Raw genomic sequence first — 15,037 nt, 5'->3', positions numbered from 1 at the left:
AAAATCATGCGTGTGGGAATCCCCGCGATTCAGGTTTTTGGCGGGACGCTTTAGTCCGTGCTGCGCATCGCCCGCGCCATATCCGCCGCCTTGGCCAGCACCGCCGGATCGAGCCCGGTGTCATAACCCAGCGCGCTCAACCGCTCATGCACCGCCTCGGTCGCCACATTGCCCGCCGCGCCGGGCGCATAGGGACAACCACCAAGGCCACCGACCGCCGCGTCGAACACCCGCAGCCCCAGCCCGAGCGAGACCTCGATATTGTCCAGCGCCCGGCCATTGGTGTCGTGGTAATGACCGGCAAGCTTGCTGGCCGGAAGCTCCTCGATCACCGCCTTCAGCATCCGCCTGATACTGTCGGGATTGCCCTGCCCGGTGGTATCGCCCAGCGACACCTCATAGGCGCCAAGCGCGTAGAGCGCCCCGGCCACCTGCGCCACTGCCGAAGGATCGACCTTGCCATCATAGGGGCAATCGGTGACGCAGGAAACATAGCCGCGCATCCGGATGCCTGCCGCCGCCGCCGCTTCGGCCACCGGGGCGAAACGCGCCAGGCTTTCCTCGATGCTGCAATTGATATTGGCGCGGCTGAACCCCTCTGAGGCGCTGGCAAAGATCGCCACCTCGTCGGCCTCGGCGTCCAGCGCCTCTTCAAACCCGCGCAGGTTCGGGGTCAGCGCGGTATAGGCCGTGCCGGGGGCCCGCCGGATCCGGCGCAGCACCTCGGCGCTTCCGGCCATCTGCGGCACCCATTTCGGGCTGACAAAGCTGGCGCATTCGATATGGGCGAATCCGGCGGTGCTCAGACAATCGACCAGCGCCACCTTTTCAGCCAGCGGGATCGGCCGCTTTTCATTCTGCAGCCCGTCGCGGGGCCCGACCTCGAAAATCTCGACTCGTTCGCTCATTTGCTGGTCTCGACCGAATAGAAGTCCTGACGGCCGAAATTCGCCGGCCCGTCCAGTTCCTTGGCCCGGACAAAGCCAGGCCGCGCGCTGAACCGGGCGACATAGGCAGCAAGGTTGGGAAAATCATCCATCCGCACATATTTCGGCGTCGCCAGGAAATTCCAGCCCAGCATCGTATCCGCCCCCGAAAAGCCGGAGGCCAGGATCCAGTCCTGCTGTGCCAGCAGCTTCTCAAGCGGCGCCATGGTCGCGGCCAGCCGCCGGGCGTCGATCTTGACCACGGTGTCCGAGCGCTGCGACGGGTCGCGCAGGAAAATCCATTGCAGGTTCAGGTTGGCGACCAGCACCGCCATCGTCTCGGCGTAATGCATCGCCTCGAGGAACGGCACCCGCTCGGGATCGCCGACCGCACGGCCAAGCCCGTGTTCGGGCCGGGTTTCGCAGAGATATTCGGTAATCGCGCCGCTTTCATAGATCACCTGCCCGTCGATTTCCAAGGCCGGCACCCGCCCGGCGGGCGAACGGGCCAGGAAATCCGGGGTTCTGAGCGACCCGTCGGGGATCGCATAGTTCTCGATCTCGGGGGTGATCCCCATCTCGGACAGCAGCCACAGGGTGCGCAGGCTGCGCGACCCGGGGACGTGATGCAAAACAATCTTGTCACTCATGCCTTGTCTTCCTCTTCCTCTTCCTCTTGCAGGCGGATCAGCGCGGCACCGGCCTCGACCTGCGCGCCCTCGGCCACCAGAACCTCGGCCACAAGCCCGTCGCGCGGGGCGCCCAGAGCATGTTCCATCTTCATCGCTTCCAGCACCGCCAGCCGTTCGCCGGCCGTGACCTGTTGCCCGGCCTGGGCCAGCATCACCTTGACCATCCCGGGCATCGGCGCTTCGACCAGATTGCCGGTCGAGGCGGCGGTTTCCCGCAGCAGCGGGTCGACGACTTCAAAGACCTGCGCCACCCCGTCAAATACGGTGATCTGCCCGGCCTCGACATGATGCGCCGGTGCCGGCGCGCCGTCGAGCCGCCAGCCATCGCCCCGCCACTGCGCGGCAACGCTGATCTCGTCCCACTGGATCAGCGCCGTGCCCTGACCCTGCATCACCACCTCGGCCTGCAGTGCGTCGCCCCGGTGGTTCAAGGCCACCGCCCGGCGCATCGGCACCCAGAGGTGCAGCCCGTCGAGCCAACCCGGCGCCCGCGCCAGCCCCAGCGCCACCAGCGCCGCCCAGCCACGGGCCCGGGTCGAGGCGGCGGGCCGCGCGGTCAGGCTGGCGATGTCGCGGGCGATCAACCCGGTGTCGACCTGACCGGCACGAAACCCTGGATGATCCGCCAGCGCCCCCAGAAAGGCGAGGTTGGTGACGGTTCCTGCGACCTCAGTCTCGCGACAGGCCTGGGACAATTGCCTGAGCGCGATCTCGCGACTGGCGCCATGCACGATGACCTTGGCGATCATCGGATCGTAATGCGGCGAGATCACATCGCCCGAGCGCACCCCGGTGTCGGCCCGCACCACGGGCGGAAAGGCCAGATGCGCCAGCCGCCCGGTGGCGGGCAGAAACCCGTTTTCCGCGTCCTCGGCATAGAGCCGCGCCTCAAAGGCATGGCCGCTGATATGTAGATCCTCTTGGGCCAGCGGAATCGCCTCTCCCGCCGCCACCCGAATCTGCCATTCGACCAGATCGACACCGGTGATCGCCTCGGTCACCGGATGTTCGACCTGCAGCCTGGTGTTCATCTCCATGAACCAGAACCCGTCCGGGCGCAGCGGGCCGGAGCCATCGACGATGAATTCGACGGTGCCGGCGCCGCTGTAACCGATCGCCTCGGCGGCCTGCACCGCCGCCTGCCCCATTGCGGCGCGCATCACCTCGGTCATGCCCGGCGCCGGGGCCTCTTCGATCACCTTCTGATGGCGGCGCTGCAGCGAACAGTCGCGCTCGAACAGATGCACCGCCTGCTGGCCATCGCCGAACACCTGCACCTCGATATGGCGCGGGTTGCTGACGAACCGTTCGATCAGCACATTCGGATTGCCAAAGGCGGTGCTGGCCTCGCTGCGCGCCGACTCCAGCGCCGCGTGAAATGCCTCAGGGGCCTCGACCAGCCGCATCCCCTTGCCGCCGCCGCCCGCCACCGCCTTGATCAACAGCGGATAGCCGACCGCCTGCGCCGCCGCTGCCAGCCCGGCGTCGGATTGATCGGCGCCGTGATAGCCCGGCACCACCGGCACCCCGGCCTTTTCCATCAGCGCCTTGGCCGCGTCTTTCAGCCCCATCGCCCGGATCGCGTTGGCGCTGGGGCCGATGAACACCAGCCCCGCCGCGACCACCGCATCGACGAAATCTGGGTTTTCCGACAGGAAGCCATAGCCGGGATGGATCGCCTGGGCGCCGCTGGCCCTGGCCGCCGCGATGATCGCATCGCCGCGCAGATAGCTGTCAGCCGGGGCCGGGCCACCGATCCGGATCGCCTCATCCGCCAGCGCCACATGCAGCGCCTCGGCATCCGCGTCCGAATAGACGGCAACGCAACGCAGCCCCATGGCCCGGGCGGTGCGGATCACCCGGCAGGCGATTTCGCCACGGTTGGCGATCAGGATCGTGTCGAACATCGTCTAGCCCTTTCGCCAGCCACCGGCGAGGATCGCCGCGGCCTCTGCACTCATCCGGTCCAATATTTTCGCCGCCGGGGGCGCGTCGTGGATCACCCCGATGCCCTCACCTACAATCGGCGCCGCCTCGGCGCCACTGATCCAGGCGGCGCGGGCCGTGTCATCCTCGGCCAGCCCGGGCAGGTCATCGCTCCAGCGCTTGACGAAATCGTTGCGCAGGCTGCGCAGGGCCCAGCCGCCCGGCCAGTCGAAGCCACGCGCCACATCGCCGACGCTGGTGCGGATCGTCGCGTCGCCATCCGCCGCCAATGCCTGTGGCAACTGACCCTCGGGGCGCAACGCCTCGGCGCTGGCCCAGAACCTGGTGCCACAGACCACACCATCGGCCCCGAGCGTCAAAGCCGCCGCCAGCCCGCGCCCGTCGACAATGCCCCCCGCCGCCAGCAGCAACACATCCGGCGCCTCGGCCACCAGCATATCGGCGACCTCGGGCACCAGCGTCAGCGTGGCACGGCCATTGCCATGGCCACCGGCCTCGGCCCCCTGGGCGACGATCACATCGGCCGCCGCCGCCACCGCGTGGCGGGCATCCGCCAGCGTCTGCACCTGGGCGATCAGCGGCACCCCCGCCGCCCGGATTACCGGCTGATAGGCAGCGAAATCACCAAATGACAGGAACACCGCGCGCGGATTGCGCGCGAGTTCACGCTCCAACAGCCCCGGCGCCTCGGACAGGCGCCAGGTGATGAAACCAACACCAACCGGCGTGTTGCCCGCGGCCGCGACCTGGGTCGCGATCCATTCCGGGTCGCAATAGCCGCCGCCGATGACCCCCAGACCGCCTGCTGAACAGACCGCCGCCGCCAGCGCGCCGCCCGCAACATTGGCCATCGGCGCCGCCAGCACCGGATGGGTCAGCCCGAAGGCGCGGGTGAATCGGGTTTCGATCATCGCTGCGCCCTCACATCCGGAACACGCCAAAGCGCGTCTCTTCGATCGGGACATTCAGACTGGCCCGCAGGCTCAGCGCCAGAACCTCACGCGACTTGCGCGGATCGACAACGCCGTCATCCCAGAGCCGGGCACTGGCATAGAGCGGGTGTGACTGTTGTTCGAACATGTCGATGGTCGGCTGTTTGAACTCCGCCTCTTCCTCCGCCGACCAGGCCCCGCCGCCGCGCTCGATCGCGTCACGGCGCACCGTGGCCAGCACCCCAGCCGCCTGCGGCCCGCCCATCACCGAAATCCGGGAATTCGGCCATGACCACATGAAACGCGGGCTGTAAGCCCTTCCCGACATGCCATAATTCCCGGCACCAAAGGACCCGCCGATGACCATGGTGATCTTCGGAACCGCCGTCGTCGCCACTGCCGTCACCATCTTGGCGCCATGCCGGGCAATGCCGTCGTTTTCGTATTTCCGCCCGACCATGAAGCCGGTGATATTTTGCAGGAACAGCAGCGGCACCCGGCGCTGGCTACACAGTTCGACAAAATGCGCGCCCTTTTGCGCGGCCTCGGAAAACAGCACGCCATTGTTGGCGACGATCCCCACCGGGCAGCCATCGAGATGCGCAAATCCACAGACAAGGGTTTCGCCAAACCGTTGTTTGAACTCATCGAATCGCGATCCGTCAACCAGCCGGGCAATCACTTCGCGGCTGTCATAGGGAATGCGCAGATCGGTCGGCACCACGCCCAGCAATTCCTCGGGATCATAGGCCGGAGGCGCGGGCGTTGCCCAATTCAGCGCGGCGCTGGCGCCGACACCCAGACTGGCCACCGCGCGCCGGGCCTGGGCCAGGGCATGGGCGTCATCCTCGGCCAGGTAATCGGCGACCCCGGACAGCCTGGTGTGGACATCGCCACCGCCCAGATCCTCGGCGCTGACCACCTCGCCCGTCGCCGCCTTGACCAACGGCGGACCGGCCAGAAAGATGGTGCCCTGATCGCGCACGATGATCGTCACATCCGACATCGCCGGAACATAGGCGCCGCCGGCAGTGCAGGATCCCATCACCACGGCGATCTGGGCGATTCCCTTGGCGCTCATCCTGGCCTGATTGTAAAAGATCCGGCCGAAATGATCGCGGTCCGGAAACACCTCGTCCTGGTTCGGCAGATTGGCGCCGCCGCTGTCTACCAGATAGACGCAAGGCAGATGATTTTCCTCGGCTATCTCCTGTGCTCGCAAGTGTTTTTTCACGGTAGCCGGGTAATAGGTGCCGCCCTTTACGGTGGCGTCATTGCAGACCACCATCACCTGGCGCCCAGAGACCACGCCAACCCCGGCGATCATCCCGGCACCCGGCGCGGCACCGTCATACATGCCATGCGCCGCCGTCGCGCCGATCTCAAGGAACGGGCTGCCGGGATCCAGCAGATTGGCGACCCGGTCGCGTGGCAACATCTTGCCCCGCGCCACATGCCGCGTGCGCGCCTTGTCGCCGCCGCCCGCCGCCGCCAGAACCGCCGCTTCGCGCACCATGTCGATGGCGGCCAGATGCCCGGCCCTGTTGACACGAAAGGACTCCGATCCGGGCAGGATCTGCGAGGTCAGCTTCATGGTTTGATCATCCTTCGGGTCCAGCCCAGAATCAGCCCCGTCATGGCAATGGCAAAGGCATAGAGCAACGCCATCGCGGCAATCACAGAAGCGATCAGCAGCGGTGTCGGCAGCGCGATCTCGATCCCGGTCAGCAGGATCGCCACCGCGAACAACACCACAGCGGCCCCGCCCCAACCCAGACCCTCACGGAACGGGCCGCCCTCGGCATAGACCATATGCAGGGTGGCGCCGCAGTTCGGGCAGGCCTCGGCGTGATGCGGGACACGGATGCGGCTTTTGAACCCGGCCTTGGTATAGATCGGCTGCGCCGTTCCGCAATCGGGGCAAGCCAGCCCGGCCAGCCATTGCGCCAGTCCTTCCAGTATCATGCCACCTCCTCTGCCGCGCGGGCTTTCAGTTCCTTGCGGATCACCTTGCCGGTCACGGTCATCGGCAGCTCTTTGATAAAGCTTACCTCACGCGGGCGGGCGTGGCTGGCCAGATGGCTGGAAACAAAGCGCATCAGCTCGTCGTCCAGCCCGTCTTCTACTCTAACATCATCGCGCAACACAACATAAGCCTTTACAATTTCGGTTCTCATCGGATCCGGCTTTCCGACCACGCCGCAGGTCGCGACCGCCGGGTGTTTCAGCAGGCAATCCTCGATCTCGGCCGGGCCGATCCGATAACCGGACGAGGTGATCACATCATCCTCGCGCCCGACAAACCTGAGATAGCCGTCCTCGATCACGCCGCGATCGCCGGTCAGCATCCAGTCAGCGCGGAACTTTTCCGCCGTGGCCTGCGGTTTCCGCCAATATTCCAGCATCATCGACGCCGATCCTCGCCTGATTGCCACATCGCCCTCGCCAATCGCGCGCACCCCGTTGGAGCCAATCACCGCGACCTCATGCCCGGGCACCGGACGGCCAATGGCGCCGGGGCGCACCGGGAACAGCGCCGCGCAGGAGGATGCCACCATATTGCATTCGGTCTGGCCATAGAATTCGTTGATCGTCACCCCGAAAGCGGCGCGGCCCCAGTCCAGCATTTCGGCGCCCAGCGGTTCGCCGCCGCTGGCAACACTGCGCAAACCGGGAATGCGGGCGTCGGCGGCCTTCAGCATCCGCAGCGCAGTTGGCGGAAAAAATACATTACGAACCGTGGCTTGTCGGATGATGCTCAGGCAATCGACGGGGTTGAACTTGGCCATCCGCGCCGCCACCACCGGCACCCCCAGCGCCAGCCCCGGCATCGCCACGTCGAACAGGCCGCCGATCCAGGCCCAATCGGCCGGCGTCCAGAGGCAATCGCCGGGCTGGCCGAGCAGATCGTGGCTGATCTCCACCCCCGGCAGATGGCCGGTCAACAGGCGATGGCCATGCAGCGCGCCCTTGGGCGGCCCGGTGGTGCCGGAGGTATAGATCAGCACCGCCGGATCCTCGGGGCCGGTGTCGGTCACCGGTCCGGTTGCGGGGTCATCGGGCAGCTCGTCCCCGGTCAAAGTGGCGATATCCAGCGGCGCCAGCATGGCGCGGCCCTCGTCATCGGTGATGACCAGCAGGGCGCCGCTGTCGCCGATCCGCGAATTCAGCGCGTCCTGGCGAAACAGCTTGAACAGCGGTACCGAGATCGCCCCGATCCGCCACACCGCAATATGCGCCGCCGCGGTCAGCACCGACTGGCTGAGCAGCACCCCGACCCGGTCACCGCGCCCGATGCCATGGCGCAGCAGCGCCTGTTCAACCCGGCGCGACAGGGTCCAGAGATCGCGATAGCTGTGCTCGTGACGGCCGCCCTCGGACAGGTCGATCAGCGCCAGCCGGTCCGGCGCCCGATCGATCCAGCCATCGCAGACCTGAATCGCCATATTCAGCCGCGCGGGCAGATCCCAACGGAACCGCGCCACCATATCGGCATAGCTTTGTCCGCGCATCAGCATCGGTTCAGCCGCCCATTCCCGCGCCCTCGAGATAGAGCGCCTGCTGGCCGGTTTCCTGCATGAGACAGGACAATTGCGCCGGGCCGCCGCCGGTGCCACCGCCCCATTGCGAGCGGGCGAAATCGCATTTGGCATCGCGAAACGGAATCCAGGCGCGCTGCATCTCGCGCAGCGCCTGGGCCTGGCTCAACACCGCCAAAGCGCCATCGCTATTGGCCTGATCCGCCTGTTTGGCCTGGCGCATCGCGCTGCCATAGGCGCTGTTCAGGCGCGCGTCCCAATAGCTCAGCTCACGGTCGAGACAGCCGCCCATTCCGACGGTGCTCTGCCCGCCCGGCGTCGCCTGCATACAGGCTTCGCCCGAGGCGCCGATGCAGTCAGATCGCCCCGCCGCCAGGCAGGTTTCGGTGGCCGCGGGCGAAAACACCAGATCCTGCGCCCCGGCCGGGGCGCCGATCAGCGCAACGGCCAGCGCCAGCCGGATCATTGCATCAGCCCCATCAATTCGCGGCCAACCAGCATCCGGCGAATCTCTGATGTGCCCGCCCCGATTTCCATCAGCTTGGCGTCGCGGAAAATCCGGCCCACGGGGTTGTCGTTGAGATAACCAGCCCCCCCCAGCGCCTGCACCGCCTGATGCGCCACCACCATCGCCTCTTCGGAGGCATAGAGCACACAGGCCGCCGCGTCCTGACGGGTCACCTGTCCCCGGTCACAGGCGCGGGCCACCTCATAGACATAGGCGCGGGCCGAGTTCATCTTGGTATACATATCGGCGATCTTGCCCTGCATCAGCTGGAAATCCCCGATCCTTTGGCCGAATTGCTTGCGCTCGACCATATAGGGCATCACCTCGTCGAGGCACGCGGCCATGATCCCGGTGCCAATGCCCGACAGAACCACGCGTTCGTAATCGAGGCCGGACATCAGCACCCGCACGCCCTTGCCCTCCTCGCCCAGCACGTTCTCGAACGGCACTTCGCAATCGTCAAAGATCAGCTCGGCGGTGTTCGATCCGCGCATCCCCAGCTTGTCGAAATGCGGACTGGTGGAAAACCCGGTCATGGTTTTCTCGACCAGAAACGCGGTGATGCCTTTCGATCCGGCCTCTGGGTCCGTCTTGGCATAGACCACCAGCGTGTCGGCATCCGGGCCATTGGTGATCCAGTATTTGTTGCCGTTCAGCACATAGCGGTCGTTGCGCTTTTCGGCGCGCAGCTGCATCGACACCACGTCCGACCCCGCCCCCGGCTCGCTCATCGCCAAGGCGCCGACATGTTCACCCGAAACCAGCGCAGGCAGGTATTTCTGTTTCTGCTCCGGCGTGCCGTTCAGATTGATCTGATTGACGCAGAGGTTGGAATGGGCACCATAAGACAGCGACACCGAGGCCGAGGCGCGGGCGATTTCCTCGACCGCGACGACATGGGCGAGATAGCCCATTCCGGCGCCGCCGAACTCCTCGCCCACGGTGATGCCGAGCAGGCCCATTTCGCCCATCTCGCGCCAGAGCGCGGGAGGAAAGTTGTTGCTCTGGTCGATCTCGGCGGCCAACGGCTTCACCCGCTCCTGCGCCCAGCGATGCACCATGTCGCGCAGGGCATTTGCGTCTTCGCCCAGGTCAAACTGCATGGATCCGGTGAACATCGGCGCCTCCCCCGCTTTATTGAACACTTGTTCACATTGCTGACATATGGGCCAGCCTGGGTCAAGCCGTTGCGCGGCCTGCCCGCTTAATTGCCCCCCGCTTTATTGCCCCCCGGTCAATCGCCGTCCCCGGCCTGTTGCACCGCCAAAACCTCGGCCCGGATGATCCGGGCGATCAGCGCGCAATCGGCGAGCGTAAAGGTCAGTGGCAGGCGCATGTCGACAATCGCCTTCAGCACCCGGTCACTGGCGGGCATCGGCGCGCTGGGTGCATAGCGCCAGGACTCATAGCGCGAGGTGAAACCGCTCGGCTCGGCGCCGCCGAACCACTTCAGCTCGACCCCGCGCGCGGCGCAGCGCGCCAGCACCGCCTGGATCGCCTCGGCGGACCAATCCAGCAGCAGGAACTGGATCGACGAGCCGACGAATTCCTCGGCCTCAGGCCGCTCGATCAGACGCAGGCCGGGGGTCTCGCGCAGCCCCGCCTCGACCACCCGATAGCGCGCCGTCCAGGCGGCGCATTGGGTCGTGAGCTGTGCCAGTTGCGGGCGCAGGATCGCGGCGCGCAGATTGTCCATCCGCCCCGAGATATTGGGCGTGTCGTATTTCACCGCCTCGAACACCGCAGGATCCGGCGCCGCCAGGTGGCGGGGATAGAGCATATAGCTCCCCGACAGCATCACCGCCCGGGCCATGAGATCGGCATCGTCACTGATCAGCAGCCCACCCTCGCCGGAATTCAGATGTTTGTAGGTCTGGGTGGAATAGCAGGCCACCCGCCCGTGGCGCCCGGACAGGACGCCGTTCCAGCGCGCGCCCATGGTATGGGCGCAATCCTCGATCAGGGTCAGATCATGGGCGCGGCAGAGCGCGGTCAACGCCTCCATATCGCAGATATGGCCGCGCATATGGCTGAGCAGCAGCACCTCGGCCTGGTCGGCCTTGGCGGCCAGATCGTCAAGGTCGATGGTCAGCGCCTCGCTCACCCCGACAAAGACCGGCACCGCGCCCAGCGATGCGATCGCCCCCGGCACCGGCGCCAGGGTAAAGGCATTGGTCAGCACCCGGTCGCCGGGCTTGACCCCGACCGCGCGCAGCGCCGTGGCCAGCGCATAGCCGCCCGAGGCAACGGCCAGCGCGTATTTTGCCCCCATCGCGGCGGCGAAGTCCTGTTCCAGCAGCGCCGCCTCGCCGGGGTCATCGCCCAGCGTGTTGTAACGATGCAGCCGCCCGCTCCGCATCACCGCGACGGCGGCGGCGATGGCGGCTTCGGGAATCGGCTCTTGCTGGGTGAAACTGCCGGTGAAACGCTCCATGGATGTATCCTTTCGCGGCCCCGGGGCGGCGTCAATGGCGCCCGTCTCAATGGTGCCCGTCTCAATGGTGCCTGTCTCAATGGCGCCCGCGTCAATTGCAGATCAGCGCAGTGGCAGCAGACGCCGAACCACGTCGGGCAGTTCATCGAAATGCCCGATCAGCGCCTCAGGCTCCAGCGCGGCGGTCAGCGGACCGGAAGGGCCAAAGCCGACCAGAATCGAGGCAACCCCGGCGGCACGGGCGGTTTCGCGGTCGGTGCGGCTGTCGCCAATCAGGCAACACACCGCCGGATCGCCACCGGCGCGGCGCACCGCCTCGCGCAAAGGTTCCGGGTCAGGCTTGCGGACCGTCAGCGTGTCGGCCCCGACCAGCGCCGCGAAATCGCCTCGCACCCCGAGCCGGGTCAGGAGCAGATCAGCCAGCCCCTCGGGCTTGTTGGTGCAGATCGCCACGCGATAGCCCTCGGCCTTTAGCGCCGTCACCGCCGCCATCGCCCCGGGAAACAGAAAGCTATGGGTGTCGATGGCACCTTCATAATGCTCTAGCAGCAGCGGGAACTGGCGATCGACCTCGGCCTCGTCACCGCTGCGTCCCAGCCGCCCCAGCCCCAGCCGCAGCATCGCCCGACCGCCGTTCAGCGCCACCGGCGCATCCTGCGGCCCGAGCAGATCCCCCACCCCGAGCCCGCGAAAACAGGCATTGGCAGCGGCCAGCAGATCGCCGCTGGTGTCGGCCAGCGTGCCGTCCAGATCAAATACCACCGTGCCCATGCGCCTGTTCCATTCTGTTGCGTCTTGTCAAGTCAGCTGCGCCACCCTTGCGCCGCGCCATGAACCCGATAAAACGGACCCAACCCAAGGACAAGCGACAGGATTGTAACGTCACAATGGACACCGCCCTTATCATCCTTGCTGCCGGTCAAGGCAGCCGGATGAAATCCGACCTTCCGAAAGTTCTGCACGAGATCGCCGACGCGCCGATGCTGGTCCACGCGATGAAGGCCGCCGACAGCCTGCAACCGGAACGAATCGTCGTGGTCACCGGCCATGGCGGTGAGGCGGTGGGCCGCGCCGCCCGCGACTGGGACGAGCGCGCCGAGATCGCGGTGCAGGAAGAGCAGTTGGGCACTGGCCACGCGGTGGCGCAGGCGGCGCCGCTGCTGAAATCGTTCAACGGCGATGCCTTTGTCCTGTTCGGGGACACCCCGTTCATCCGCCCTGAAACCCTCGACGCGCTGAAACAGGCGCGGCAGCAGAATGACGTGGTGATCCTGGGCTTTCACGCCGCCGATCGCGATGCCCGCTATGGGCGGCTGGTGATGGACGGCGAAACGCTGCAACGGATCGTCGAATACAAGGATGCCAGCCCCGAGGAACGGGCCATCAGCTTTTGCAATTCCGGGGTGCTCTGCGCCGATGCCGCCTTGCTGTTCGATCTGATCACCGAGGTGAAGAACGACAACGCCAGCGCCGAATATTACCTCACCGATATCGTCGGTATCGCCCGCGCCCGTGGCCTCACCGCCACCGCCGTCGCCTGTGACGAGGCCGAGACGATGGGAATCAATTCGCGCATCGATCTGGCCAGGGCCGAAGCCGCCTTTCAGGCCGGCGCCCGCGTCAAGGCGCTGGAGGACGGGGTCACCCTGGTGGCGCCGGAAACTGTCTATTTCGCCCATGACACCGTGCTGGGCCGCGACAGCATCATCGAACCGAATGTGGTCTTTGGCCCCGGCGTCACGGTGGAAACCGGCGCCCGGGTTCGGGCGTTTTCGCATCTGGAAGGCGCCCATGTGTCGCGTGGCGGCACCATCGGCCCGTTTGCCCGGCTGCGCCCTGGCGCCGAACTGGCGGAAGACGTGCATATCGGCAATTTTGTCGAGGTGAAGAACGCGATCATCGACCGGGGCGCCAAGGTCAATCACCTCAGCTATATCGGCGATGCGGATATTGGCGAAGCCACCAATATCGGCGCCGGCACGATCACTTGCAACTATGACGGGGTGATGAAACATCGCACCCGGATCGGGGCGCGGGTGTTTGTCGGCTCCGACACCATGCTGGTGGCGCCGGTCTCCCTGGGCGATGACGCGATGACCGCCTCAGGTTCGGTGATCACATCGGATGTCGAACCCGGCGCGCTGGCGCTGGCGCGGGCCCGGCAAGTGAACAAGCCAGGCATGGCGCGCAAGTTGATGGACCGCCTGCGGGCGATCAAAGCAAAGCAAACGGGGCGATAAGCACATGTGCGGAATCATCGGGTATCTGGGCGGACATGAGGCCGCGCCATTTCTGGTCGAATCGCTGAAGCGGCTGGAATACCGGGGCTATGACAGCGCCGGAATCGCCACCATTCGCGACGGGATTCTGGACCGGCGCCGCGCCGTCGGCAAGCTGGTCAATCTTGCTGATCTGCTGGTGCACGACCCGCTCAGCGGCAAGTCCGGCATCGGCCACACCCGTTGGGCCACCCATGGCGCGCCGACCGAGGTCAATGCGCATCCGCATCGCTCGGGCCCGGTGGCGGTGGTGCATAATGGCATCATCGAGAATTTCCGCGAATTGCGCGCCGAATTGGCTGCCGCCGGGATCGGCCATGAAACCGAAACCGACACCGAAACCGTGGCGCTGCTGGCCAACCATTACCTGACCACGGGCCTTGATCCGATCGCCGCAGCCACCAAGACCATTCGCCGTCTCGAAGGCGCCTTTGCGCTGCTGTTCCTGTTTGAATCCGACGACGACCTGCTGGTCGCGGCCCGGCGCGGCCCGCCGCTGGCCATCGGCCATGGCGAGGGCGAGAATTACGTCGGATCTGACGCGATTGCCCTGTCACCGCTGACCAATCAGGTCACCTATCTGGAAGAAGGCGATATTGCCGTCATCACCCGGACCTCGGTCGAGGTGCGCGATGAGAACGACGCGCTGGCCAATCGCGAAATGCGCATCATCCGGCTGGACGCCGCCTCGGTGGACAAGGCCGGGCACAAGCATTTCATGGCCAAGGAAATCGCCGAACAGCCCAAGGTGCTAGGCGAAGCGCTGAAACATTACCTGGACGGCGACACCATCGTCCTGCCCGGCGGCGGGGTTGATTTCACCCAGATCGACCGGCTGGTATTGGTCGCCTGCGGCACGGCCTATCTGGCGTGCATGACCGCGAAATATTGGTTCGAAACCGTGGCGCGACTCCCGGTCGAGATCGATATTGCTTCGGAATTCCGCTATCGCGAGCCGCCAATCGCACCGCGCACGGCGGCACTGTTCGTCAGCCAATCCGGCGAAACCGCCGATACCCTGGCCGCCCTGCGCTACTGCGCTGGCAAGGCCGACCGCATCCTGTCGGTGGTCAATGTCTCGGAAAGCTCGATCGCGCGGGAAAGCGACGTCAGCTTTCCGATCCATGCCGGTGCCGAAATCGGCGTCGCCTCGACCAAGGCCTTCACCTGTCAATTGACGGTGCTCCTGGCGCTGGCACTTGAGGCCGCGCGGCAAAAGGGTGAACTGAGCGACGTAGGCTTTGCCGATGCCCTGGCAAAGCTACGCGGCTTGCCCGCGATCTTTGGCACTGGCCTCGACATGGGTGGACCGGTCGAGGCGATCAGCCAGGAATTGGCCGAAGCCTCGGACGTGTTGTTCCTGGGCCGCGGGCTGATGTATCCTCTGGCGATGGAGGGCGCTCTAAAACTTAAGGAAATCAGCTACATCCACGCCGAAGCTTATGCATCAGGCGAGTTGAAACACGGCCCGATTGCACTGATCGACAGCCATATGCCGGTGGTGGTGATGGCACCCAGTGACGGGTTGTTCGAGAAAACCGTGTCCAACATGCAAGAGGTGATGGCCCGCGGCGGCAAGGTGGTTCTGATCTCGGATTCCGAAGGGCTGGCCGCCGCCGGTGAGGTCTGGCGCAAGATCGAAATGCCGCGCATCGACCCGATGCTGACGCCGATCCTCTATGCCCTGCCGGCGCAATTGCTGGCCTATCACACCGCCATCGCCAAAGGCACTGACGTCGACCAGCCGCGCAACCTGGCAAAATCCGTCACTGTCGAGTGA

General features: G+C 65.8%; 13 protein-coding genes. 2 read left to right on the top strand and 11 right to left on the bottom strand.

The annotated features are described in order from the left end of the window. Positions 1-50: 50 nt before the first annotated feature. The 11 genes from P1U48_RS09545 to P1U48_RS09495 all read right to left on the bottom strand — a co-directional run bounded on the left by P1U48_RS09545 (position 51) and on the right by P1U48_RS09495 (position 11,749). Positions 51-908 carry a hydroxymethylglutaryl-CoA lyase gene (locus tag P1U48_RS09545; RefSeq protein ID WP_301068745.1) on the bottom strand — a complete coding sequence of 286 codons (858 nt, stop codon included), beginning with the start codon at positions 906-908 and terminating at the stop codon, positions 51-53. Next, positions 905-1,576, bottom strand: coding sequence for a glutathione S-transferase family protein (locus tag P1U48_RS09540; RefSeq protein ID WP_301068744.1), 672 nt, complete (start codon positions 1,574-1,576; stop codon positions 905-907). Before P1U48_RS09540 ends, P1U48_RS09545 begins: the two co-directional genes overlap by 4 nt. Then, positions 1,573-3,525, bottom strand: a complete 1,953-nt coding sequence (locus P1U48_RS09535; protein ID WP_301068743.1) for a biotin carboxylase N-terminal domain-containing protein — start codon at positions 3,523-3,525, stop codon at positions 1,573-1,575. The genes P1U48_RS09540 and P1U48_RS09535 overlap by 4 nt, the downstream gene beginning before the upstream one ends. A gap of 3 nt (positions 3,526-3,528) precedes the next feature. Next, positions 3,529-4,476: a nitronate monooxygenase gene (locus tag P1U48_RS09530; protein WP_301068742.1), complete on the bottom strand. Its 948-nt coding sequence runs from the start codon at positions 4,474-4,476 to the stop codon at positions 3,529-3,531. A 10-nt stretch (positions 4,477-4,486) separates the two neighbouring features. Beyond that, positions 4,487-6,091, bottom strand: a complete 1,605-nt coding sequence (locus P1U48_RS09525; protein WP_301068741.1) for a carboxyl transferase domain-containing protein — start codon at positions 6,089-6,091, stop codon at positions 4,487-4,489. Continuing rightward, the gene (locus P1U48_RS09520; protein ID WP_301068740.1) at positions 6,088-6,462 is read right to left on the bottom strand and encodes a hypothetical protein; all 375 of its coding nucleotides are present in this window, start codon (positions 6,460-6,462) and stop codon (positions 6,088-6,090) included. Before P1U48_RS09520 ends, P1U48_RS09525 begins: the two co-directional genes overlap by 4 nt. Continuing rightward, on the bottom strand, positions 6,459-8,015 hold the full coding sequence (locus tag P1U48_RS09515; protein ID WP_301068739.1) for an AMP-binding protein: 1,557 nt from the start codon (positions 8,013-8,015) through the stop codon (positions 6,459-6,461). The genes P1U48_RS09520 and P1U48_RS09515 overlap by 4 nt, the downstream gene beginning before the upstream one ends. Before the next feature lie 4 nt (positions 8,016-8,019). Next, a complete protein-coding gene (locus P1U48_RS09510) occupies positions 8,020-8,502 on the bottom strand; it encodes a lysozyme inhibitor LprI family protein (RefSeq protein WP_301068738.1) in 483 nt (160 codons plus the stop codon). Next, positions 8,499-9,662 (bottom strand): isovaleryl-CoA dehydrogenase, encoded by a 1,164-nt coding sequence (locus P1U48_RS09505; RefSeq protein ID WP_301068737.1) that lies wholly within the window; start codon positions 9,660-9,662, stop codon positions 8,499-8,501. The genes P1U48_RS09510 and P1U48_RS09505 overlap by 4 nt, the downstream gene beginning before the upstream one ends. 116 nt (positions 9,663-9,778) lie before the next feature. Beyond that, positions 9,779-10,978, bottom strand: coding sequence for an aminotransferase class I/II-fold pyridoxal phosphate-dependent enzyme (locus P1U48_RS09500; protein WP_301068736.1), 1,200 nt, complete (start codon positions 10,976-10,978; stop codon positions 9,779-9,781). 102 nt (positions 10,979-11,080) lie between these two features. Then, complete coding sequence (locus P1U48_RS09495; protein ID WP_301068735.1) at positions 11,081-11,749, bottom strand: HAD-IIIA family hydrolase; 669 nt, start codon at positions 11,747-11,749, stop codon at positions 11,081-11,083. 116 nt (positions 11,750-11,865) lie between these two features. Here P1U48_RS09495 and glmU point away from each other — a divergent pair, with 116 nt between their 5' ends. After that, entirely contained in the window at positions 11,866-13,218 is a 1,353-nt protein-coding gene (glmU, locus tag P1U48_RS09490) for a bifunctional UDP-N-acetylglucosamine diphosphorylase/glucosamine-1-phosphate N-acetyltransferase GlmU (protein WP_301068734.1), read from the top strand. A 4-nt stretch (positions 13,219-13,222) separates the two neighbouring features. Next, entirely contained in the window at positions 13,223-15,037 is a 1,815-nt protein-coding gene (gene glmS / locus P1U48_RS09485; RefSeq protein WP_301068733.1) for a glutamine--fructose-6-phosphate transaminase (isomerizing), read from the top strand.

The organism is Pseudooceanicola sp. (assembly GCF_029213205.1).
GTDB lineage: Bacteria > Pseudomonadota > Alphaproteobacteria > Rhodobacterales > Rhodobacteraceae > Pseudooceanicola.
Note: the sequence above shows the minus strand (reverse complement) of the source record. Positions and strands in the feature narration are given on the sequence as shown.

Coding starts and splice junctions, on each gene's coding strand:
- P1U48_RS09545 (WP_301068745.1), bottom strand. CDS start 908: ATGAGCGAACGAGTCGAGATTTTCGAGGTCGGGCCCCGCGACGGGCTG.
- P1U48_RS09540 (WP_301068744.1), bottom strand. CDS start 1,576: ATGAGTGACAAGATTGTTTTGCATCACGTCCCCGGGTCGCGCAGCCTG.
- P1U48_RS09535 (WP_301068743.1), bottom strand. CDS start 3,525: ATGTTCGACACGATCCTGATCGCCAACCGTGGCGAAATCGCCTGCCGG.
- P1U48_RS09530 (WP_301068742.1), bottom strand. CDS start 4,476: ATGATCGAAACCCGATTCACCCGCGCCTTCGGGCTGACCCATCCGGTG.
- P1U48_RS09525 (WP_301068741.1), bottom strand. CDS start 6,091: ATGAAGCTGACCTCGCAGATCCTGCCCGGATCGGAGTCCTTTCGTGTC.
- P1U48_RS09520 (WP_301068740.1), bottom strand. CDS start 6,462: ATGATACTGGAAGGACTGGCGCAATGGCTGGCCGGGCTGGCTTGCCCC.
- P1U48_RS09515 (WP_301068739.1), bottom strand. CDS start 8,015: ATGCTGATGCGCGGACAAAGCTATGCCGATATGGTGGCGCGGTTCCGT.
- P1U48_RS09510 (WP_301068738.1), bottom strand. CDS start 8,502: ATGATCCGGCTGGCGCTGGCCGTTGCGCTGATCGGCGCCCCGGCCGGG.
- P1U48_RS09505 (WP_301068737.1), bottom strand. CDS start 9,662: ATGTTCACCGGATCCATGCAGTTTGACCTGGGCGAAGACGCAAATGCC.
- P1U48_RS09500 (WP_301068736.1), bottom strand. CDS start 10,978: ATGGAGCGTTTCACCGGCAGTTTCACCCAGCAAGAGCCGATTCCCGAA.
- P1U48_RS09495 (WP_301068735.1), bottom strand. CDS start 11,749: ATGGGCACGGTGGTATTTGATCTGGACGGCACGCTGGCCGACACCAGC.
- glmU (WP_301068734.1), top strand. CDS start 11,866: ATGGACACCGCCCTTATCATCCTTGCTGCCGGTCAAGGCAGCCGGATG.
- glmS (WP_301068733.1), top strand. CDS start 13,223: ATGTGCGGAATCATCGGGTATCTGGGCGGACATGAGGCCGCGCCATTT.